This is a genomic window from Pusillimonas caeni, from assembly GCF_003545815.1.
GTDB classification, from domain to species: Bacteria; Pseudomonadota; Gammaproteobacteria; order Burkholderiales; family Burkholderiaceae_B; genus Pusillimonas; species Pusillimonas caeni.
The window spans coordinates 39,374-60,049 of the sequence record NZ_PDUW01000005.1 but is presented as its reverse complement, the minus strand read 5'-3'; the positions used below and the strand labels follow the sequence as shown (position 1 = coordinate 60,049).

The 20,676-nt window shown below is 64.7% G+C and carries 21 protein-coding genes; 9 read left to right on the top strand and 12 right to left on the bottom strand.

Going from position 1 to position 20,676, the window contains the following annotated elements; all coding sequences use genetic code 11:
• Window positions 1-25: 25 nt before the first annotated feature.
• The 3 genes from fdhF to CSC67_RS12150 are packed head-to-tail and all read right to left on the bottom strand — an operon-like array spanning window position 26 to window position 5,048.
• Window positions 26-2,968 (bottom strand): formate dehydrogenase subunit alpha, encoded by a 2,943-nt coding sequence (gene fdhF / locus CSC67_RS12160; protein ID WP_118994803.1) that lies wholly within the window; start codon window positions 2,966-2,968, stop codon window positions 26-28.
• Window positions 2,969-2,982: 14 nt separating this feature from the next.
• Window positions 2,983-4,554, bottom strand: coding sequence for a formate dehydrogenase beta subunit (locus CSC67_RS12155; RefSeq protein ID WP_118994802.1), 1,572 nt, complete (start codon window positions 4,552-4,554; stop codon window positions 2,983-2,985).
• Window positions 4,555-4,556: 2 nt separating this feature from the next.
• Complete coding sequence (locus CSC67_RS12150) at window positions 4,557-5,048, bottom strand: formate dehydrogenase subunit gamma (RefSeq protein ID WP_118994801.1); 492 nt, start codon at window positions 5,046-5,048, stop codon at window positions 4,557-4,559.
• A gap of 169 nt (window positions 5,049-5,217) precedes the next feature.
• On the opposite strand from CSC67_RS12150, the gene CSC67_RS12145 reads away from it, so the two are divergent.
• The 4 genes from CSC67_RS12145 (at window position 5,218) to mobA (ending at window position 8,540) form a co-directional block, all read left to right on the top strand.
• Window positions 5,218-6,327 (top strand): substrate-binding domain-containing protein, encoded by a 1,110-nt coding sequence (locus CSC67_RS12145; protein WP_118994800.1) that lies wholly within the window; start codon window positions 5,218-5,220, stop codon window positions 6,325-6,327.
• A gap of 23 nt (window positions 6,328-6,350) precedes the next feature.
• Window positions 6,351-7,448 carry a GTP 3',8-cyclase MoaA gene (moaA, locus tag CSC67_RS12140; RefSeq protein ID WP_118994799.1) on the top strand — a complete coding sequence of 366 codons (1,098 nt, stop codon included), beginning with the start codon at window positions 6,351-6,353 and terminating at the stop codon, window positions 7,446-7,448.
• A gap of 215 nt (window positions 7,449-7,663) precedes the next feature.
• Window positions 7,664-7,867 carry a tautomerase family protein gene (locus tag CSC67_RS12135; protein ID WP_118994798.1) on the top strand — a complete coding sequence of 68 codons (204 nt, stop codon included), beginning with the start codon at window positions 7,664-7,666 and terminating at the stop codon, window positions 7,865-7,867.
• A gap of 61 nt (window positions 7,868-7,928) precedes the next feature.
• Window positions 7,929-8,540 (top strand): molybdenum cofactor guanylyltransferase MobA, encoded by a 612-nt coding sequence (gene mobA, locus CSC67_RS12130; protein WP_167752882.1) that lies wholly within the window; start codon window positions 7,929-7,931, stop codon window positions 8,538-8,540.
• A gap of 90 nt (window positions 8,541-8,630) precedes the next feature.
• Here the strand turns inward: mobA and CSC67_RS12125 are convergent, their stop codons facing one another.
• From CSC67_RS12125 to CSC67_RS12100, 6 genes are all read right to left on the bottom strand, one after another.
• Window positions 8,631-9,836: a molybdopterin molybdotransferase MoeA gene (locus CSC67_RS12125; RefSeq protein WP_118994796.1), complete on the bottom strand. Its 1,206-nt coding sequence runs from the start codon at window positions 9,834-9,836 to the stop codon at window positions 8,631-8,633.
• 90 nt (window positions 9,837-9,926) lie between these two features.
• Entirely contained in the window at window positions 9,927-10,466 is a 540-nt protein-coding gene (moaB, locus tag CSC67_RS12120) for a molybdenum cofactor biosynthesis protein B (RefSeq protein ID WP_118994795.1), read from the bottom strand.
• 10 nt (window positions 10,467-10,476) lie between these two features.
• Window positions 10,477-10,935: a molybdenum cofactor biosynthesis protein MoaE gene (locus CSC67_RS12115; protein WP_118994794.1), complete on the bottom strand. Its 459-nt coding sequence runs from the start codon at window positions 10,933-10,935 to the stop codon at window positions 10,477-10,479.
• A 2-nt stretch (window positions 10,936-10,937) separates the two neighbouring features.
• On the bottom strand, window positions 10,938-11,189 hold the full coding sequence (locus CSC67_RS12110; RefSeq protein ID WP_118994793.1) for a MoaD/ThiS family protein: 252 nt from the start codon (window positions 11,187-11,189) through the stop codon (window positions 10,938-10,940).
• Window positions 11,170-11,667, bottom strand: a complete 498-nt coding sequence (gene moaC / locus CSC67_RS12105) for a cyclic pyranopterin monophosphate synthase MoaC (protein ID WP_118994792.1) — start codon at window positions 11,665-11,667, stop codon at window positions 11,170-11,172. The genes CSC67_RS12110 and moaC overlap by 20 nt, the downstream gene beginning before the upstream one ends.
• A gap of 99 nt (window positions 11,668-11,766) precedes the next feature.
• Complete coding sequence (locus tag CSC67_RS12100) at window positions 11,767-12,159, bottom strand: hypothetical protein (RefSeq protein WP_118994791.1); 393 nt, start codon at window positions 12,157-12,159, stop codon at window positions 11,767-11,769.
• Between the two features lie 281 nt (window positions 12,160-12,440).
• Between CSC67_RS12100 and CSC67_RS12095 the strand changes: the two genes are divergently transcribed.
• Window positions 12,441-12,944: a peroxiredoxin gene (locus CSC67_RS12095; RefSeq protein WP_118994790.1), complete on the top strand. Its 504-nt coding sequence runs from the start codon at window positions 12,441-12,443 to the stop codon at window positions 12,942-12,944.
• Between the two features lie 208 nt (window positions 12,945-13,152).
• Window positions 13,153-14,436 (top strand): MFS transporter, encoded by a 1,284-nt coding sequence (locus CSC67_RS12090; protein ID WP_118994789.1) that lies wholly within the window; start codon window positions 13,153-13,155, stop codon window positions 14,434-14,436.
• Between the two features lie 36 nt (window positions 14,437-14,472).
• Here the strand turns inward: CSC67_RS12090 and CSC67_RS12085 are convergent, their stop codons facing one another.
• From CSC67_RS12085 to CSC67_RS12075, 3 genes are all read right to left on the bottom strand, one after another.
• Window positions 14,473-15,369 (bottom strand): EamA/RhaT family transporter, encoded by an 897-nt coding sequence (locus CSC67_RS12085; protein ID WP_118994788.1) that lies wholly within the window; start codon window positions 15,367-15,369, stop codon window positions 14,473-14,475.
• Window positions 15,370-15,421: 52 nt separating this feature from the next.
• On the bottom strand, window positions 15,422-16,456 hold the full coding sequence (gene bioB, locus CSC67_RS12080) for a biotin synthase BioB (RefSeq protein ID WP_118994787.1): 1,035 nt from the start codon (window positions 16,454-16,456) through the stop codon (window positions 15,422-15,424).
• Between the two features lie 280 nt (window positions 16,457-16,736).
• Complete coding sequence (locus tag CSC67_RS12075; protein WP_118994786.1) at window positions 16,737-17,690, bottom strand: LysR family transcriptional regulator; 954 nt, start codon at window positions 17,688-17,690, stop codon at window positions 16,737-16,739.
• Window positions 17,691-17,882: 192 nt separating this feature from the next.
• Between CSC67_RS12075 and CSC67_RS12065 the strand changes: the two genes are divergently transcribed.
• From CSC67_RS12065 to CSC67_RS12055, 3 genes are all read left to right on the top strand, one after another.
• Window positions 17,883-19,019 carry an FAD-dependent monooxygenase gene (locus tag CSC67_RS12065; protein WP_118994784.1) on the top strand — a complete coding sequence of 379 codons (1,137 nt, stop codon included), beginning with the start codon at window positions 17,883-17,885 and terminating at the stop codon, window positions 19,017-19,019.
• Window positions 19,020-19,121: 102 nt separating this feature from the next.
• Window positions 19,122-20,018 (top strand): beta-keto acid cleavage family enzyme, encoded by an 897-nt coding sequence (locus CSC67_RS12060; RefSeq protein ID WP_118994783.1) that lies wholly within the window; start codon window positions 19,122-19,124, stop codon window positions 20,016-20,018.
• Between the two features lie 76 nt (window positions 20,019-20,094).
• A complete protein-coding gene (locus CSC67_RS12055) occupies window positions 20,095-20,658 on the top strand; it encodes a cupin domain-containing protein (RefSeq protein ID WP_167752881.1) in 564 nt (187 codons plus the stop codon).
• Window positions 20,659-20,676: the final 18 nt, after the last annotated feature.

Genomic DNA, 20,676 nt, shown 5'->3' with positions numbered 1-20,676 from the left:
GCTTGGGGTCGGCCGATTGCACCGCCTACACCTGTTCGGCGGCTTCGCCTTCGCGCTCTGTCGGGCGCTCGTTGCCGGGCTTGGCCTGGGCCGTGCTTTCAGGCAGCGCCTCGCCTTCGCGCTGCCGCTCGTGCAGCAGCTTTTGCTGCACGTCGCTGAAGCGCGACCAGCCGGCCTGCCAGGTGGAGGGCTGGGACACGCGCCGCGCCTGCACCGCCGTCACCTTGTACTCGGGGCAGTTGGTGGCCCAGTCTGAGCTGTCGGTGGTGACCACGTTGGCGCCCGACTCGGGGAAGTGGAACGTGGTGTAGATGACCCCTGGCTGCACCCGTTCGGTGATGTCGGCGCGCAGCACGGTTTCGCCCACCCGGCTTTGCACGGCCACCCAGTCGCCCTGCGAGATGCCGCGGTCTTCGGCGTCTTGGGGATGCATCTCGAGCACGTCTTCCTTGTGCCACAAGCTGTTGGCCGTGCGGCGGGTCTGCGCACCCACGTTGTACTGCGACAGGATGCGGCCGGTGGTAAGCAGCAAGGGGAACTTGCGCGTGCTGCGTTCGTCGCTGGGCACGTACTTGGTGATGACGAAGCGGCCCTTGCCGCGCACGAATTCTTCGACGTGCATGGTGGGGGTGCCGGCGGGCGCCTCTTCGTTGCAGGGCCACTGCACGCTGCCGCCCAGTTCGTCGATCTTGGCGAACGAGACGCCCTGGAAAGTGGGCGTAAGACGCGCGATCTCGTCCATGATCTCGCTGGGATGGCTGTAGTGCATGGGATAGCCCATGGCGTTGGAGAGGGCGCACGTGGCTTCCCAGTCGCCCAGGCCGCCCAGGGGCTCCATGACCTTGCGCACGCGCGAGATGCGGCGCTCGGCATTGGTGAAGGTGCCGTCTTTTTCCAGGAAGCTGGAGCCGGGCAGGAAAACGTGCGCGTACTTGGCCGTTTCGTTCAGGAAGATGTCCTGCACGATGACGCATTCCATGGCCGACAGCGCCGCTGCCACGTGTTGCGTGTTGGGGTCGGATTGCGCGATGTCTTCGCCCTGGCAGTACAGGCCTTTGAACGAGCCGCTAAGCGCCGCGTCGAACATATTGGGGATGCGCAGGCCCGGTTCGGGCTGCAGAGTGACGCCCCAGTCGCGTTCGAATTCGCCGCGCACGGCGTCGTCGGACACGTGGCGATAGCCGGGCAGTTCGTGCGGGAAGGAACCCATGTCGCAGGAGCCCTGCACGTTGTTCTGGCCGCGCAGCGGGTTGACGCCCACGCCTTCGCGGCCCAGGTTGCCGGTGGCCATGGCCAGGTTGGCGATGGCCATGACGGTGGTGGAGCCCTGGCTGTGCTCGGTGACGCCCAGGCCGTAATAGATGGAGCCGTTGCCCTGGGTGGCGAACAGGCGGGCCGCGCCGCGCACGTCGGCGGCCGGCACGCCGGTGATCTCGGCCATGGCTTCGGGAGAGTTCTCGGGCTGCGAGACGAAGCTGCGCCATTGCTCGAAGGCCGGCAGTTCGCAGCGCTCGGCCACGAAGGCCTCGTCGATCAGGCCCTCGGTGGCGATGACGTGGGCCATGGAGGTGAGCAGCGCCGTGTTGGTGCCCGGACGGACCGGCAGGTGGAAGTCGGCCTTGATGTGGGGCGAGTCGACCAGCTCGATGCTGCGCGGATCGATGACGATGAGCTTGGCGCCTTCGCGCAGGCGCCGCTTGAGGCGCGAGGCGAACACGGGGTGCGCGGCGCTGGGATTGGCGCCCATGAGGATGACCACGTCGGTGAACATGACGGAGTCGAAGGTTTGCGTGCCGGCCGATTCGCCCAGCGTGGTCTTGAGGCCGTAGCCGGTGGGCGAGTGGCAGACCCGTGCGCAGGTGTCGACGTTGTTGGTGCCGAAGGCGGCGCGCACCAGTTTTTGCACCAGGTAGGTTTCTTCGTTGGTGCAGCGCGAGGAGGTCAGGCCGCCGATGGAATCGCGCCCGTACTTCGCCTGGATGCGCTTGAGCTCGGACGCGGCGTGATTGATGGCCTCGTCCCAGCTGACTTCGCGCCAGGGCTCGTGGATGCTGGCCCGGATCATGGGCTTGGTGATGCGGTCCTGGTGGGTGGCGTAGCCCCACGCGAAACGGCCCTTGACGCAGGAGTGGCCGCGGTTGGCCTGGCCGTCTTTCCAGGGCACCATGCGCACGACCTGGTCGCCCTTCATTTCGGCCTTGAAGGCGCAGCCCACGCCGCAGTAGGCGCAGGTGGTGATGACCGAGTGCTCGGGCTGGCCCATCATGACCACGGTTTTCTCGACCAGGGTGGACGTGGGGCAGGCCTGCACGCAGGCACCGCAGGAGACGCAGTCGCTGTCCAGGAAGGGCTCGTTCTGGCCGGCCGCGACGCGCGAGGCGAAGCCCTTGCCGTCGATGGTGAGGGCGAAGGTGCCCTGGACCTCGTTGCAGGCGCGCACGCAGCGGCTGCACACGATGCACTTGGAGGGGTCGTAGTCGAAATAAGGATTGGAGGTGTCGGTGGCGTCGTCCAGATGGTTGGCGCCCTCGTAGCCGTAGCGCACGTTGCGCAGGCCCACGGCGCCGGCCATGTCCTGCAGTTCGCAGTCGCCGTTGGCAGGACAGGTGAGGCAGTCGAGCGGGTGGTCGGAAATGTAGAGTTCCATGACGTTGCGGCGCAAGTCGTGGAGCTTGGGCGTTTCGGTGCGGATGACCATGCCGGCTTCGACCGGTGTGGTGCACGAGGCCGGGTAGCCGCGCCGGCCTTCGATTTCGACCAGGCACAGGCGGCAGGAGCCGAAGGCCTCGAGGCTGTCGGTGGCGCACAGCTTGGGAATGTTGATGCCGGCGATGGCGGCGGCGCGCATGACGGAGGTGCCCGCGGGCACGGCGCATTCGACGCCGTCGATGGTGAGGGTGACGGTTTCGGCAGCGAGCGAAGCGGGGGTGCCGAAGTCGCGTTCGCGTTGGACGATGGTTTCTAGCATGTTGGGCTCCGGAGTCAGACGGCGCTGGCGGCCGGTTGTGAGGACTTGGCCAGGCCGAAGTCTTCGGGGAAATGATCGAGCGCGGAAAGAACCGGATAGGGAGTCATTCCGCCCAGGGCGCACAGCGATCCGCCCAGCATGGTGTCGCACAGGTCGCGCAGCAGGTGTATTTGCTGTTCGCGTTCGTTGCCCGCCCGGATTTTTTCGATGACCTCGGTGCCGCGTACAGCGCCGATGCGGCAGGGCGTGCATTTGCCGCAGGACTCGACGGCACAGAATTCCATGGCGTATTGAGCCATTTTAGACATGTCTACGGTATCGTCAAAGGCCACCAGCCCGCCGTGGCCGACCATGGCCGAGATGCCGACGTAGGCTTCGTAGTCGATGGGGGTGTCCCACTGGGATTCGGGCAGGTAGGCGCCCAAGGGGCCGCCGACCTGCACCGCGCGCAGCGGCCGCCCGGAGGCGCTGCCGCCGCCATAGTCGTACAGCAGTTCGCGCAGGGTCAGGCCGAAGGCGCGCTCGACCAGGCCGCCGTGCTTGAGATTGCCCGCCAGCTGGAAGGGCAGCGTGCCCTTGGAGCGGCCCATGCCGTAGTCGCGGTAGTAGGCTGCGCCCTTGGCCAGGATGATGGGCACCGTGGCCAGCGAAATGACGTTGTTGATGACGGTGGGCTGGCCGAACAGGCCCTTGATGGCCGGCAGGGGCGGCTTGCTGCGCACTTGCCCGCGCTTGCCTTCCAGGCTTTCGAGCATGGAGGTTTCTTCGCCGCAGATGTAGGCGCCGGCGCCCACGCGCACTTCGAGGTCGAAGGCGCGGCCGGTGCCGGCGATGTCGTGGCCCAGCCAGCCCGCGGCGCGCGCGTTCTGGATGGCGCTGTTGAGCGTGGCGACGGCGTCGGGGTATTCGGAGCGCACGTAGATGTAGCCATAGGTGGCGCCCACCGCCAGCCCGGCGATGGTCATGCCTTCGATCAGGGTGTAGGGGTCGCCTTCCATGATCATGCGGTCGGAGAACGTGCCCGAATCGCCTTCGTCTGCGTTACAGGCGATGTATTTTTGCTGAGCGGGCGTGGTCAGCACCGTCTTCCACTTGATGCCGGTGGGGAAGGCGGCGCCGCCGCGCCCCCGCAGGCCCGACTCGATGACTTCGTCGACGATGGCGGCGGGTTCCATGGTGGCGGCCCGCTTGAGCCCCGTCAGCCCGCCGTGCGCCTGGTAGTCGCTGAGGCTGAGCGGGTCGGTGATGCCCACGCGCGCAAAGGTGAGGCGCTGCTGGTTCTTGAGATAGGGAATTTCGTCGGTGAGGCCGTGCGCCAGCGGATGCGACGCGCCCTGCAGCCAGCCGGCATCGAACAGGTCGGGCACGTCTTCGGCCTGGACGGGCCCGTAGGCCATACGGCCCTGCGGGGTCTGGACTTCGACCATGGGTTCGAGCCACAGCAGGCCGCGCGAACCGTTGCGCACGATCTGGATGGATTGCCCGCGCGCGGCGGCTTCGCGTTCGATGGCCTGGACGACGTCGTTGGCGCCGACCGCCAGCGCGGCCGAGTCGCGGGGAATGAAGATTTTGACGGTATCGGTCATGGTCAGGCTCCTTGGGCGCCCAGCAATTGGTCGAGCTTGGCGGGGGTGACGCGGGCGTGGGGCCTGCCGTTGATCATGACGGCGGGAGACTGGGCGCACAGCCCCAGGCAGTAGACCGGTTCGAGGGTGACTTTGCCGTCGGTACTGGTTGCGTGAAAACCACAGCCGAGCTTTTGCTGGGCATGGGCGGCGAGCTGGTCGCCGCCCATGGCCTGACAGGACTCGGCGCGGCAGACTTCCAGCACGAGGTCCGCCGAGGGAGTTTGCCGGAAATGGGGATAGAAGCTGATCACGCCGTGCACTTCGGCGCGCGACAGCTGCAGGGCCCGCGCGATGAGCGGCACGGCTGCCTCGGGGATATGGCCCAGGGCGTGCTGGACGTCGTGCAGGATGGGCAGCAGATTGCCTTTCTGGCCGGCGTGGCGGTGCAGGGCCTCTTGGGTGGCTTGCTGCACCGTGTCTTCGGAAAGAGGGGCCTTGTGCGGCGTGTTCATAGGATTCCTTGGTAATACGTGGCGTATGCGCGATGCGACGGGCCGGTATGCGCGCAAGGGCGGCGCTTGGGGTGGGGCCGGGTGCTTTATTATGAGTATGAGTGCATAATAACCGCATGCTGGAAATATTAATCTACTAGGTATGTAGCCTGCTTTCAATAGGCACAAAATGACATATAAGTTCCAGGCCCGCCTGAATTCCGAATGGGTGCTCGAGAAGCCCAGCGGCGCGGTATTCGCTCTGGGCGAAATACTGCGCCTGCTGGCCGCCATCGATGCCGTCGGCCACATCGCGGGGGCCTGTCGTTCCTGCGGCATTTCCTACCGCCACGCCTGGGGCCTGCTGCGCCATGCCGAAAAAGAATTCGGCATGGCCCTGCTCGAAACCAGCCGCCGCCAGGGCAGCAAGCTGACCGATTTCGCCCGCCACCTGCTGTGGGCCAACCGCCGCATGGACGCGCGCCTGACGCCCATGCTCGAAAGCATGGCGTCCGAACTCCAGGAAGAGCTCGAAAGCCTGTACCCCGAAAGCCGGCCGCGCCTGCGGCTGCACGCCAGCCACGGCTTTGCGGTCGAGGGACTGATGCAGATGGCCAACGACCAGGACATGTCGCCGGTGGAGCTCCGCTATCGCACGGCATTCGAAGCGCTGGCCTCGCTCAATCGCGGCGAGTGCGATCTGGCGGGGTTCCAGGTGCCGGCGGGCGAGTTCGAAGACGCCATCCTGGGGCACTACAGCCCACGGCTCGACGGCGAGCGGCACTGCCTCATCTACCTGGCGCAGCGCGACACCGGCATGTTCGTGCAGCCCGGCAATCCCAAGCAGATCCATACCATCGCAGACCTCGTTAAGCCCGGCGTGCGCTTCGTCAACCGGCAGGTCGGGTCCAGCACCCGCTTGCTGGTGGGCCTCATGCTCGAGCGACTGGGCATCGATACCCGGCGCATCCAGGGCTACGACAGCAGCGAGTTCACCCACATGGCCATCGCCGCCCATATCGCCAGCGGCATGGCCGACGCGGGCATAGGCGTCGAAACCGCGGCCTGGCGATGCGGGCTCGACTTCATCCCGCTGGCCAAAGAGCGTTATTTCTTCGCCGTGCAGCGCGACAGCCTCGAAAGCCCCCTAATGCGCCGGTTGCTGGACCTGCTCGACAGCGAGGCTTACCGCGGCTATGTGTCTCAATTGGTGGGCTATGATGCCGCCGACATCGGCAAGGTGCTGAGCCTGCAGCAGGCTTTCGGCGCCGCCGCCGGTCGCAGCGCCGCCCGTGCCTGAGCAAAAACGATTACCATGAAGCCGTGAGCAAAGTCATTTACCTAACCCAGCAATCTACCGGCACGCCGCACGCGGCGGGCACCGACGCGCCCTTCGCCGGCGGGCCGCTGCTCGACCTGCGGCGCCGGCCCTTGCACGACCTGCGCATTTCGGTGACCGACCGCTGCAATTTCCGATGTACCTACTGCATGCCGCGCGAGGTCTTCGGCAGCGACTACGAGTTCATGCCGCACGCCTCCCTGCTCAGCTTCGAAGAAATTGCGCGGGTGGCGGGCATCGCGGTGGGTCTGGGGGTGCGCAAGATACGCCTCACCGGCGGCGAGCCGCTGCTGCGCAAGCACCTCGAGAACCTCATCGCCCTGCTGGCCGACCTGCGCACGCCCGACGGCGAACCGGTCGACCTGACTCTTACCACCAATGGCACGCTGCTGGCCAAGAAGGCCAGGGCGCTGAAAGACGCCGGCCTGGAACGCGTTACCGTCAGCCTGGACGCCCTGGACGACTCCATGTTCGAACGCATGAGCGACAGCAACGTCAGTGTCGCCACGGTGCTCGAGGGCATCGAAGAGGCCGCTCGCGTGGGCCTGGCGCCCGTCAAGGTCAACATGGTGGTGCGCAAGGGGCTTAACGACGGGCAGATTCTGCCCATGGCGAGGCATTTCCGCCATTCCGGGCACATCTTGCGCTTCATCGAATACATGGACGTCGGCTCGACCAACGGGTGGAATCTCGATGAGGTCCTGACCGGCAAGCAGATTCTCGACCTCATCGGCAGCGAGTTCCCGCTCGAGCCCGTCGATGCCCATTACCGGGGCGAGGTGGCCGAGCGCTGGCGCTATGCCGATGGCGGCGGCGAAATCGGCGTCATCACCAGTGTTTCCCAGCCGTTCTGTGGCGATTGCACCCGGGCCCGCCTGTCGCCCGAAGGCCGCATCTTTCTGTGCCTGTTCGCCGACTCCGGCCACGACCTGCGCTCGCTGCTGCGCGGCGGCGCCAGCGACGAACAGATCCGCGACCGCCTGGCCGCCATCTGGCACGGCCGCGACGACCACTACTCTGAACTGCGCGGCCAAGAGACCGCACGGCGCGACAAGGTCGAAATGAGTTATATAGGCGGATAAGGGCCGCCGCGCTTCAGTTCGTTGCGATGGGAAATGGAATCGGCTCAATGTGACGGAGCGAAGCTGGGCTTCATTGCGCAAGGGACCGCTTTCGACTGCGACATACCACCCCATTGTGAAAGGGATTCTTTCCGTCGGGCGCGAAAGACGGACGATCCGGCTCGACCAGGTTCGTTCCCCTCTCTTTGTATTTGTCTTTTATAGGAATCCCCGCCGTGCCGATATTGAAACTCAGTTGCGCCAAGCATCCCGATGCGCAGGCGCGCGATCGCCTGATCAGCCGCCTGACCGACGTGCTGATCGAAGAATTGCAGGTGCCGCCCGAATCGGTCAATGTGCTGATCGAGCTCGTCGATCCGCAATACTGGGGGGTGGCCGGCGAAAGCCTGCGCACGAAGTTCGACCGCGAGGGGGCGTGAGGCGCCGATATCAAACCGGGCAAGACACGGCATGTGCAAGCTTCGGCCCGGTCGTCGACGCATGATTCACCGCAACGAAATCGACGGCCTGGTGCTTGCGGGCGGCCAGTCGCGCCGCATGCGGTCAGAAGGCGGGCCTGCGGTCGACAAGGGGCTGTTGATGCTCGACGGCGCGCCGCTGGTGCAATGGGTGGCGCAGTACATGAGGCCCTGGGTGGACACCGTCTATATCAGCGCCAACCGCCGCCTCGATGCCTACGGCCGTTACGGCCAGTGTGTTTCCGACGACCCTGAATTCGGCGGCGATGCCGGGCCATTGGCCGGCGTGGCCAGCGTCATGGCGCGGTCCCGGCGGCCGTGGCTGCTCGTGTCGCCGGTCGATGTGCCGCATCTGCCTCCGGAGCTGCCCGCGCGTCTCAGCGAGGCCGTGGCCGGCGCCGCGCCGCTGGCCTACGCCTGTGCCGGGCCCAAGGCGCATCCGTTGTGCATGCTGGTGCGACGAGAGCTGGAAAAAGACCTGCGAGCCTATTTGCTGGACGGCGGGCGCAAGGTGCTGGACTGGCATCGGCGCCATGGCGCCGTGCCGGTAGATTTCGGTGAGGGCCCGGATCTGTTCCGCAACATCAATACGCCTGATGAGTGGCGCATGGTCGGCGGGAAGAAGATCCCCTAGGCTTTCACTGATGTCTCTGCAAGCGGAGCGGGGCCTGTGCGCGCGCAGGCAGGCGGTATTGCGCGGCAACACGGTGTCCGCGCACTGCGATTACACCAGCCAGGTCGACCAGCTGTAGTAGGGCACCAGGTCGCCCGCCTCGAACTGCCTGCCCGCGGGAATCCGTGCCAGGCCGTCGGACCAGGGCAGCGAACTGATGACGCCGGAGCCCTGGCGCGAAAACACGCCCAGCCGCGTACTGCCGTCGTCGCCGCGCTCGGCCCGGACGCGGATGAACTCATCGCGTATGTCATTGAAGGGCGGCTGGCTGTCGAGCCGGGCGTATTCGATGGACGGCAGCCATTGCTCGCGCCCCTGCATGCGGCGCACCAGCGGCGACACCAGCAGGGCGAACACGGCGAAGGCCGAGACGGGATTGCCCGGCAGGCACACGATGGGCTTGCCTTGGGCGTGGGCCAGGGCGACCGGCTTGCCTGGTTTCATCCTGACGCGCCACAGGTCGAGTTCGCCGCCGGCCTTCTCGATGGCGGGCTTGACCAGGTCTTTCTCGCCCACGGACACCCCGCCGACGCTGAGGATGAGATCGCAGTCGGCGATCAGGGTGTCCAGCGCCTGCTCGAGCGATTCGAGCGTGTCCCTGGCATGCAGCACGTGGACGGGCAGGGCGCCCATCCCCGCCACCAGGGTGGCCAGCATGGGACCGTTGGAGTTGTAGATTTGCGCTGCTTTCAGCGGCGTGCCCGGTTCGGCCAGCTCGTCGCCGGTGGTCAGGATGCCGATCTTCAGCCGGGGATGGACGGGCACCCTGGCGTAGCCCTGGGAGGCGAGCAGGGCGATTTCGGCCGCGCCGATCCGCCTGCCCGCTTCGAGCAGGATGCTGTCCTTCCGGACATCCTCGCCGCGCCGGCGGATGTGGGCGCCCAGCTCGGGAGCCTCGTTGATGAGCAGGACATTGTCGGTTTCGCTGGTGTCTTCCTGGATGACCACCGTGTCGGCGCCCTCTGGGATGAGGCTGCCCGTGAAGATGCGGATGCATTGGCCGGCCTGCAGCGGCTGGGGCTGCTCTCCGGCGTAGCATCGCTGCTGCACGGGCAGGCCGCGGCCCGGCTGGTAGTCGGCGAAGCGGATGGCGTAGCCGTCCATGGCGCTGTTGTCGGCCGGCGGCATGTCCAGATGCGCGGTCAGCGATCTGGCCAGGATGCGGCCCGTTGCCTCGTGCAGCGGGCAGTCCTCGGTTTGTCGGGGGGCGTTTCCGGCCTGGGCGAGCTGGGCCTGGGCGACGTCGAAATCAAGCATGTCGTTATCAGCGGTTAATGTTGTCGGCTGCGGCCGCATGGGCAGCCGCAGTGGGTCGATGGCCGGGCGGCAGCGCCGCAAGACGCGGTTCTACAGGCTCAGCGTATCGGCAGCATTGAGATAATGCGTCGCGAAGTTGCACGGGCGATGCGTGCTGTCGAGCTGTTCTTTGATGATGCCTTCCCAGGCCGTTTTACAGGCATTGGTGGAGCCGGGCACGCAGAAGATCAGGGTATCGTTGGCCACCCCGGCGAAGGCGTCCGACTGCAGGCTGGAACTGCCGATCTCCAGATACGACAGATGGCGGAACAGTTCGCCGAATCCGGCCAGAGTCATGTCGAGCAGCGGCGTGATGGCGGCGCCGGTTGATTTTTGATGGGTGAAGCCCGTGCCCCCGTTGGTGATCACGACCTGCACTTCGCCGTCGGCGATCCAGTCGCTGACGATTTTGCGCAACTCGTACATATTGCCCGAGGACAGGGCGCGGCGCACGCAGCGATGTCCCGCCGCGCCGATGCTTTCGCCGAGGTAATCGCCCGAAGTGTCGTTCTCGGCCGTGCGCGAATCGGAAATGGTCAGTACGGCGCAGTTCAACGATACGCGGGGGGCGTTTGGATCTGCCTTGCTCATTGTTCGCTCTCTAGGGTTGCTTCCATTGCTCGGTTTTTTCGGCATCGGCCTCGCGCTGCTGCACCCAGAAACGTTCGCCGCCGGCCAACGTTTCGCGCTTCCAGAAAGGCGCGCGGGTCTTGAGCGCGTCGATGACGTACTCGCATGCCAGGAAGGCCTGGCCGCGATGCGCGCTGGCCACGGCGACGAAGACGATCTGGTCTTTCAGGTGCAATTCGCCGTAGCGGTGCACGGCCAGCACTTCGGCGACGTCCCAGCGCGACAGCGCGGTATCGCAGATTTCGGCGATCTCGCGTTCGCACATGCCCGGGTAGTGTTCGAGATACAGGGTCTGCGTGGGCTGGTCGGGCGCGTAGTCGCGCACATAGCCCGTGAAGGTGACGAGCGCGCCGGCCGTGCCCGCCGTGCGTTCACGGATCTGTGCCACCAGCGCCGCGGAATCGAAATCCTGTTGCTGCACGATGACCATGGCTAGCCTCCGGTCACGGGCTCGAATACGGCGACCTCGTCGCCCGGCTGGATGACGCTGTCGGGCCGCGCGTGGAATTGATTGACGGCCAGCTTGAGGCGCTTGGCGGGCGCAAGCTGGGGATAGCGCTGTTCGAGCTGGGTCAGCCAGTCGGCCCCGCTGATGGGGCCTTCGAGGGGCCATGACTCTTGGCGCACCTGGGTCAGTTCAGCGACCTGGGCGAAATACAGAACATTAATCGCTGTGCCACTCACCGCTTTTACCTCCGGATTTGTGTTTGAGCCGCACGTCTTCGATGACGACGCCCTTGTCGGCCGCCTTGCACATGTCGTAGATGGTAAGCGCCGCCACGCTGCAGGCGGTCATGGCCTCCATCTCGACCCCGGTCTTGTAGTCGGTGCGGCAGGTGGCCCGCACCGTGATCGCGTGGTGCTCGTCTTCGGGGAAGAACTCGATGCCGGCGAAGCTGAGCGGCAGGCTGTGGCACAAGGGGATGAGCTCGGCGCACCGCTTAGCCGCCAGCACGCCCGCGACACGGGCGGTGTTGAGGACTTCGCCCTTGCTATTTTCTTGTGCGGTAAGCAAGCGATAGGCCTGCGCGCTCATGCGGACGCGGCATTGCGCCGTGGCGCTGCGCTGGGTCGGGACCTTGCTGCTGACGTCGACCATACGGATCTGGCCGGCATCGTCGAGATGGCTGAGCGCGGGCTCGGCCGACGGGGTGTGGCTCATGTCAAAAACTGGATAAGGATCAGAACCTTATACTATACGCGATACCCGCGAGTATGGTTCGCCAGGGCCGTGCGGCCGCCCTGGCGGCGTCAACGGATGCTAAGCGCTGAGCGCGCGTTGCACGTCGGCGTAGTCGATGTGCTTGTCATGGTGGAAGCCGTCGAGCAGCGTTCCTTTCCTGGGCACGAAAAGGTTGCTGCGGCTGGAGACCAGCCTTTGGCCCTCGGTCAATCCGCGCTCGAACAGAGGCTCGAACTCCAGCGAGCCGGCGCCGCTTTCGGCGGCGAAGCGGCTGATGTGCGTCTTGGCCGTCTCGCGGTGCAGGGCCAGATCGTGAGGCAATGCGTGAAAAACGGCGGCGGCGCCGTTTGCGGCGCCGCATATCACGATCCATTGATCGAGCGAAGTATGGCCATGCAGTTCGGCGCAGGCATAGGCGCTGCCGAAGAAACTCATGGACAGCAAGGCGGCGGACATTTTGGGCAGTATCATGCGAAGTCTCTGCTTATGATTGTGTGGCGGCGCGCCGGGAGCACGATGGATGGCTATTGTGCACAACTTACATTGCCGAAAAGTGAAAGCCGCGTGTTCAGATGTTTCTAATTGAATTCAAGCATGTCCTTCTGAATAAAGCCCTGTTTTGCCTATGCTCCGCCTAGGGTTTTCCCCCTCGGGCAGCATCGGAACATGCTACAAACAACATTGCGTAAATCCTCAATACAGTGCTTCGGACGCATGTCCGCGGCAAGCCACCATCCAACAGGAGAAACACCATGACCATCAAAGAAGGCGATCGAATTCCCGACGGCACGCTGGCCGAATACGTGCAGGTGGAGACCGACGCCTGCGGCCTGGGGCCCAATCCTTTCAAGGTGGCCGAGCAAGCCAAGGGCAAGACAGTGGCCCTGTTTGCGGTGCCGGGAGCCTTCACGCCCACCTGCTCTGAAAAACACCTGCCCGGCTATGTCGAGGCAGCCGACCAGCTCAAGGCCAAAGGCGTGGACGAGATCTGGTGCGTGGCGGTCAACGATCCCTTCGTCATGGGAGCCTGGGGCAAGAGCCTGGGCGTCGACGGCCGTGTGCGCATGCTCGGAGACGGCAGCGGCACCTGGACCAAGAGCTTGGGGCTGGAGCTCGATCTGGTCGACAAGGGCCTGGGGGTGCGTTCGCAGCGCTATTCGGCCCTGCTGCGCGACGGCGTGGTCGAGAAACTGAATCTCGAGAACGGCCCGGGGCTGAGCGTCAGCGATGCCCAGACACTGCTCAAGCAGATCTGACCGGCTCAGGAGCCTGCGCGGCTGCCCTTGTGGCGTCGCAGGCCCTGGCATGTGAAAGCCGCGGGAACGCCTTCCGGCACGCCGAGTGCTTCCCTTGCAAAGTCGGCCCATTGCGGCGCCGCCCGCCGGGCCGGCGCTGCAATGTCGGGACTTTTAATGTGGGAGTATCGATCTGCCGTCCGGCATTGCCGGGCGGCAGTGCTTATTCATGCTGAAGAACGTAGCGTCCTTTTTCTCTCTTTACCTGGCAACGCTGCTGATGTTGCTGGGCACCGGTCTGTTCAACACTTTCCTCAGCCTGTGGCTGACGGCCGCTTCCGTGTCCGAGATGTGGGTCGGGGCGCAGATCGCGGCGTATTACTTCGGCCTCGTGGCGGGCGCGCGGGTGGCCCACAAGCTGATCATCCTGTTCGGGCACATACGCGCCTATTCCACGGGCGCGGCCATCGTCACGGTGGCGCTGTTGACCATGGCCCTGGTGGACAACCTCTGGATCTGGCTGGCGCTGCGCTTTCTGGTGGGTCTGGCCATGGTCGCCCAGCTCATGGTGGTGGAAAGCTGGCTGAACGAGCAGGCCGAGAACGAGATCCGCGGCAGCATTTTCGCGCTGTACATGGTTTTTTCCGGCCTGGGTACCGTGCTGGGCCAGCTGGCCCTGGCCATGTTTCCCGAACTGGACTACAAGCCCATCGTCTTTGCGGCCATTTGCTCCGTGCTGTGCCTGGTGCCCGTCGCCCTGACGCGCCGCCTGCACCCCGCCATGCAGGTGCCCGTGCCCATCAAGCCGCGCTACTACCTTTCGCTGGTGCCCATGTCGCTGGCGACGGTCTTCATCAGCGGCCTGCTGACGGGGGCCTTCTACGGCCTCGGGCCCGTCTTTGCGGTGAAGCAGGGGCTGGACAACAACCAGGCGGCCATCTTCGTGGCGGCGGCCGTGGCGGCGGGCCTGCTGGCCCAGGGCCCCCTGGGCTGGCTGGCCGACAGGGTGAACCGCGCCGGCCTGATACGCGTCAATTCGCTGCTCTTGCTGCTGGTGGGGGTGCCGCTGTGGGGCTGGGGACAATTGCCCTATTGGGTCTTGCTGCTGATTTCCTGCGCTTTCGGCATATTGCAGTTCACCCTTTATCCCATAGGCGTGGCCTTTGCCAATGACAATATCGAACCCGAGCGCCGCGTGGGCCTGAGCGCCATCGTGCTCACGGCCTATGGGCTGGGCGCCTGTCTGGGGCCTTTGGCGGCGGGCGCCCTGATGCGCGATATCGGCACCGAAACCTTCTTCATCTTCGTGTCGGCCTGCGCAGCCATTCTGGTGCTGTACGTGCGGCCGCAGCAGGTCAAGGGCGATCACCTCAGTCCCGACGCGCCGACCCAGTTCGTGCCCATGGCCGAAGTGCAGGCCACCCCGGTGGTGGCCGCGCTGGATCCTCGCGTGGATGTCGAGAGCGACGTCTCCGGCGAGCCCTTGCCCGAAGAAGCGCCTGCGGCGACCTGAGATCGTTTCTGGCCGCAGGCCTTGGCGTCAACGGCCCTAGCGCGGCATCAGCAGGCCGATGGCGGCCACCGCCAAGGCGAGGCCCGCCAGTTTGCGAGGCGGCAGGCTTTCCTTGAACATCCAGGCGCCCGCCAGGGTACCCAGGCCTATCACGCCGATGTTCATGGCGGCGAAGACGAGGGTGGGGTTGTCGGGATACTGCTGGTGGGCGCGCAGATAGAAATAGATGTTGCTGAAGTTCAAGGCGCCCAGCAGCACGCCCGCCGTCACGCTGCGCAGCCGCCACCGGGTGCCGCGTAGAAACAGCCAGGCCCCCATGAGCAGGCCGGCAAGCACGAAGGAGGCCAACAGGCTGCTGGAAAAATCCACGGCGCTGCGGGCCATCTGCTTGAACAGGATGTCGATCGCACCGTAGCCGGCCCAGACGCACAGCAGCAAGGCCAGGGTGCCGCTCCTGCTTCCCGAACGTCCGCCGGCGGACTGCGTCGCGATGTTCATGCCGTCCTGCGTCGCGGCATTCGTTCCGCCGGACTGCCACAGCAGGCAAGCCAGCGCCGCCAGCGCCACGGCCATGCCCGCAAGTTTCGTGGTGGAAGCGCTTTCACCGAACAGCAGGAAGGCCGCCGCCAGGGGAATCAGCAGCGAGAGCCGCTGCGCGGCGTCGCTGACGACGATGCCCGCATGGCGCACCGCGCCCGCCATGGCCAGGAAAATGCCGGGAAGCAGCAGGCCAAGCAGAATCAGCACCCACCACGGCGTGCCGGGAGCAAGCAATTGCCCGGGATGGGGCCGCAGCAGCGCAAGGCAGAGCAGGGCGGCAACGGGATAATTGACGGCAATGGCTTGGTCGACCCGGATGTCCCGGCGGCGCGCGACCTTGAGCAGGACGGAGACGGCGACGCTGGAGGCGACGCTCGCCGCAAGATTGAACATAGGGCTGAGTTCGGTGTTTTCCGGCTTCGGTTTCGGTTCCGCCGCGCCGGGATCAGGCCTGATTCAATGCTTCATGCACCGTCGCGGCAGTATCGTGGCCCTCGTGGCCGGCTTCCCGAAGCCCCAGGCGCTCGAACAGGGCGCGATCCTGCACGTATTGCGGGTTGCCGGTGGTAAGCAGCTTTTCGCCGTAGAAGATGGAGTTCGCCCCGGCCGCGAAGCACAGGGCCTGCATCGTCTCGCTCATGGCTTCGCGTCCGGCGGACAGGCGCACGACGGCCTTGGGCATGGTGATGCGGGCCACGGCGACGGTGCGGATGAACTCGAACGGGTCGAGGTCGGGCGTATCGTACAGCGGCGTGCCTTCGACCTTGACGAGATTGTTGACGGGCACTGAGTCGGGATAGGGATTCATATTGGCCAGTTGCGCGACCAGCCCGGCGCGCTCGCGGCGCGATTCGCCCAGGCCGACGATGCCGCCGCAGCAGACATTGATGCCGGCGTTGCGCACGCGCTCGAGGGTGTCGAGACGGTCTTGATAAGTGCGCGTGGAAATGATCTGGCCGTAGAACTCGGGCGAGGTGTCGAGGTTGTGGTTGTAGTAGTCGAGTCCCGCGTCGCGCAATTGTTCGGCCTGTCCCTCTTTAAGCATGCCCAGCGTGACGCAGGTTTCCAGGCCCAGCGCCTTGACGGCGGCCACCATTTCGGCCACCGCGTCGATCTGATGCGGCTTGGGCGAACGCCAGGCCGCGCCCATGCAGAAGCGCTGCGCGCCGCCGGCCTTGGCCTGGCGCGCGGCTTCCAGCACTTCGTCCAGCGGCATCAGCTTTTCACGTTCCACCTCGGTTTCATAGCGCGCCGATTGAGGGCAGTACGAACAGTCCTCCGGACAGCCGCCCGTCTTGATCGACAGCAGGCTGGAAAGCTGCACCGTATTGGGCTCATGATGTTCGCGATGCACCGTCTGGGCGCGGAAGAGCAGATCGAGGAAGGGCAATTCGTACAGTTCGACGATCTGGCCTATGGTCCAGCGAACGGACGCCGCGTCTTTTTTGCGGCGGACTTCGAGCGTGGTGATGGCGGTCATGGAAGTCGGGGAGTGAAAATGTTGAAGGTATCCGGCTATGTTAGGGATGCCGGCACCATTCGGCAAATTCTGATAAGGATGGAACTTTCGTCAAGTTGCTATCTTAAACTCCTAATTTCTCGTATTTTCGCCTAAAAATTGGCTATAACATTGCGTCCGATGAGGCGAACGTTTCCCTGGCGAAAGGGTTTCTAAATGTATCTAAACGGCATGAGTAAACCGCACCAGCAGGTTGGCGGGGCCTTTTAAGAGGGACGGGCCATTCACCCTTTGAAGAAGCTCATCCCGCCGGCTCTACGTCCGGCGCCGCATGCGCCAATTGGCGTGTGGCTTCCACTCCGTGCCAGGCGGCCTGCCCGACTGCCTCGGCGACCGTGCTGTGCACCAGGCGGCGCCCTTCGTGCACGGCCTGCGAGTGGGAGCGCGCCAGGCTCTCGAACAGCGACCACGTAAGGTACAGCCCGCGCAAAGGGCTCCAGCTGATGTCGGACATGCCGTGCTCGTATAGCGCGCAGGCGGGAACGATGGTCAGGCCCAGGCCTTCGCGGGCAAGGTCCAGGCACAGCGCCAAGGTGTCGGTTTCGACCGCGATGTTGAAATGCATGCCCTTGCGCTTGAGCATGTGCTCGATCTGCGAAGTGATGGCGTTGGGACGTCCGGGCAGAATCAGCTTGGCGCCGTCGACGCGCGATATGGGAGTGGGTTCGCCCGGGTCGAGATTTTCGGCGCGGTTGCCCAATACGATCAGGGGTTCGCGAACCAGCGGAGTCTGCACATAGCCGGTGGGCGGCGAAGGGTCGAAGGGAATGATGCACAGGTCGAGCACGCCGGCCAGAAGATGGTCGCGCAATATATTGCTGACGCCTTCGTGGACGCGCAGCTTGATTTCCGGATGCTGCTTGACGAGCGTGCCCACGAAGCGCGAGGTAAAGACCTTTTGCCATGATGTGGGCACGCCTATGGACAATTGCCCGGTCGCCATTTCGCCCACCTGGTCCTTCAGCATCGAGAACTGCCTCAGCAGGGGACGGGCGCGATCGGCCAGCAGCCTGCCCGCCTCCGTCAGGCTGACGCCGCCCTGGGTGCGCACGAACAGCGCGGTGCCCATCAGCTTTTCCAGCGCCGCAATATGGCGCGAAAGCGTGGGTTGCGACAGGTTCAGGTCGAGGGCGGCCTTGTTGATGCTGCCCAGTTCGGCGACCCGCAGCATGTATTCGAGCAGGCGTGTGTGCATGGTGGGTGGGCTGAAAAAAAGACGGAAACCGGTCGATGCGAAAGAGGCCGGCGCCGGCCAGGAGGCGGCAGGGTTAACCGAATTTCGAATAACGACTATATCACTCAGGCATTATTTTTATAACCCCGGCTTGCACTACTATGGCGGTATGCGCGGCGCCCAAAGGGCGAACGCAGTCAAGGAGACAGTTCAATGAAGATCAGGATCATCGGGGCCGGCCCGGCCGGGCTCTACTTTGCCGCATTGATGAAGCAGCACGACCCGGCGCACGACATCGTCATCTATGAGCGCAATCCGCGCGACGCCACGTGGGGCTTCGGCGTGGTGTTCTCCGACCGCGCGCTGGAGTTCCTGAAGGGCGACGACGAGCAGCTTTACCACTATCTCACTCCCCATCTGGAGAACTGGCCCGAGATCACCGTGGTCCATAACGACACCCGAATTCCCATCGCCGGCAACGGCTTCGCTTCCATCGGCCGGCTCGAGCTCCTGACTCTGCTGTATGAATATGTCGAAAAACTGGGCGTCCATATCCGCTTCCAGACCGAAGTCGCCGGCCTGGAAGAACTCGGCGAGGCCGATCTGGTGGTGGGCGCCAACGGGGTGTCGTCCTGGCTGCGTGCCGAGAACGAAGAAAAACTGGGCACCACCACCGACTGGCGGCCCAATAAGTTCATCTGGTATGGCACCACCAAGGCGTTCAACAGTCTCACGCTCACCTTTCGCGAAACCGGGCAGGGCGTGTTCTGCGCCCACCATTACCGCTACCGGCCCGACATGAGCACCTTCCTGGTGGAAGTGGAAGAGGACACCTGGCGGCGCGCGGGCTTCGACACCATGAGCCCGGAAGACACCATTGCCTACTGCGAGCGGGTGTTCGCCAAAGACCTCGAAGGCCATCCCATCGTCAGCAACCATTCTTACTGGCGCAATTTTCCCGTCATCTGGAACGAGCGCTGGGGCTTCGACAACGTCGTGCTGGTGGGCGATGCGCTGCGCACGGCGCATTTCTCCATCGGGTCGGGCACCCGCCTGGCCATGGAGGACGCCGTCGCGCTGTTCAAGGCCTTCAAAGAGAAGGGCGAGGACGTCGCGCAAGCGCGCGAGCGCTTCCGCGAACTGCGCCTGCCGCCCATGCGCAAGATTTGGGAGGCCGCGAACGCAAGCATCGAATGGTACGAAAAAATGGACCGGCTGGTGCCCTCCATGAGTCCAGTAGAATTTGCCTACAGCTACATGACCCGCACCGGCCGCGTGTCCCACGAAGACATGCGCCGCATCGACCCCGAACTGGCCTCGGCATACGAAAAGCTGACGTCCGATACTTGAAAACTGAATAGCGCATATAGCCTTCGGGCATTATTCAAGCCACCTCATGGCCGATACGATGCAAAGATCCGCTATCGGCCGCATTGCACCAGGAGACAAACAATGAGCAAGCGCAAAGTCATCATCACCGTCGCTCCCACCGGCGGCATGGCCAGCAAAAAGCAGAACCCGAACCTGCCCACCCAGCCCAAGGAAATCGCCGAAGACGTGCTGCGGTGCTACAACGCGGGCGCCAGTGTGGTGGCCCTGCATGCGCGCCGCGCCAGCGACGACGAGGCCACCTGCGATCCGGCGGTCTACGGCGAAATGAACGCCCTGATCCGCGACAAATGCGACATCGTGCTCAACAACTCGACCGGCGGCGGCATCAACGGCGACATGATTCACCAGCTCAACAACGGCTTGTGGGAAATCAACTTCGAAGAGCGCCTCAAGGGCATGGAAGCCCCCGGCGCCGAAATGTGCACGCTCGATGCGCAGACCATCTGCGCCAGCTTCGGCGGCAAGGAGATTCTGGTTCCCACCACTCCCACGCGCATCCAGGAACTGGCCGAGAAGATGATGGCGCGCGGCATCAAGCCCGAATGGGAGGTCTTCAGCCTCGAGGACATCGTCCAGGATGTGAGCAGGGCCATCAAGGCCGGACAGGACAAGGCGCCGTACTTCATCAACATAGTCATCGGCGTCAACGCCTTTCAGGGCGCGCTGCCTTACACCCCCCGCATCCTGCAGATGATGGTCGACCATCTGCCGCCCGACTCCATCTTCAACGTCAGCGGGATCGGTCCCGCGCAGTTGCCGGCCACGGTCCAGGGCATCCTGCTGGGCGGCCATGCGCGCACCGGCCTGGAAGACAACCTGTATTATGAACACGGCGTGCTGGCCACCAATGTGCAGCTGGTCGAGCGCCTGGTGCGCATCGTCCGCGAGCTGGGTCACGAGCCCGCCACGGCAACCGAGGCGCGCGAGATCATGGGCCTGGCGCCGCTCAAGCAATAGCCGTGTCTGGGCGGGGCGCCCAGGCGGCACCCCCCCTGTTCCTGCTACACATACAACAACAATCGGAGGAGCCATCATGGAGACTGGCAGCGACATCCGGCCCGTGCGCCGCATCGTTACGGGGCATGACGCCCGGGGCAGGTCCATCATCATTTCCGACGCGCCGTCGCCGCACTCGATGGCGCTGGCGGGGGTGTCCAATTTCGGCGTCACCGACATCTGGAAGACCGACCGGGCGCCGGCCAGCAACGAGGGCAGCGCCGACCCGTGCTCGGCCCAGATCAGCCTGGCGCCGCCGCCCTCCGGCTCGGTGTTCAGGGTGGTGCAGTTTCCTCCCGACAAAGAATACGTCGGCAAATGGAAGCGCGACCAGGCCTTCGCTTCGATGGGCGATTCCGGCGCGGACGCGATGCATGAAAGCGGCGAACGCCACGAAGCCATGCATCGGACGAACTCGGTCGATTACGCCTTCGTCCTCGAAGGCGAGATCTGGGCCGTCATGGACGAGGGCGAAGTGCGCATGACCGCCGGCGACGTGCTCGTCCAGCGGGGCACCAACCATTCGTGGAGCAACAGAAGCGACAAGCCCTGCATGGTGGGCTTCGTTTTGATCGATGCAGTGCCCGTCTCAAACCCATAACAATCACTCGGTTTGAGT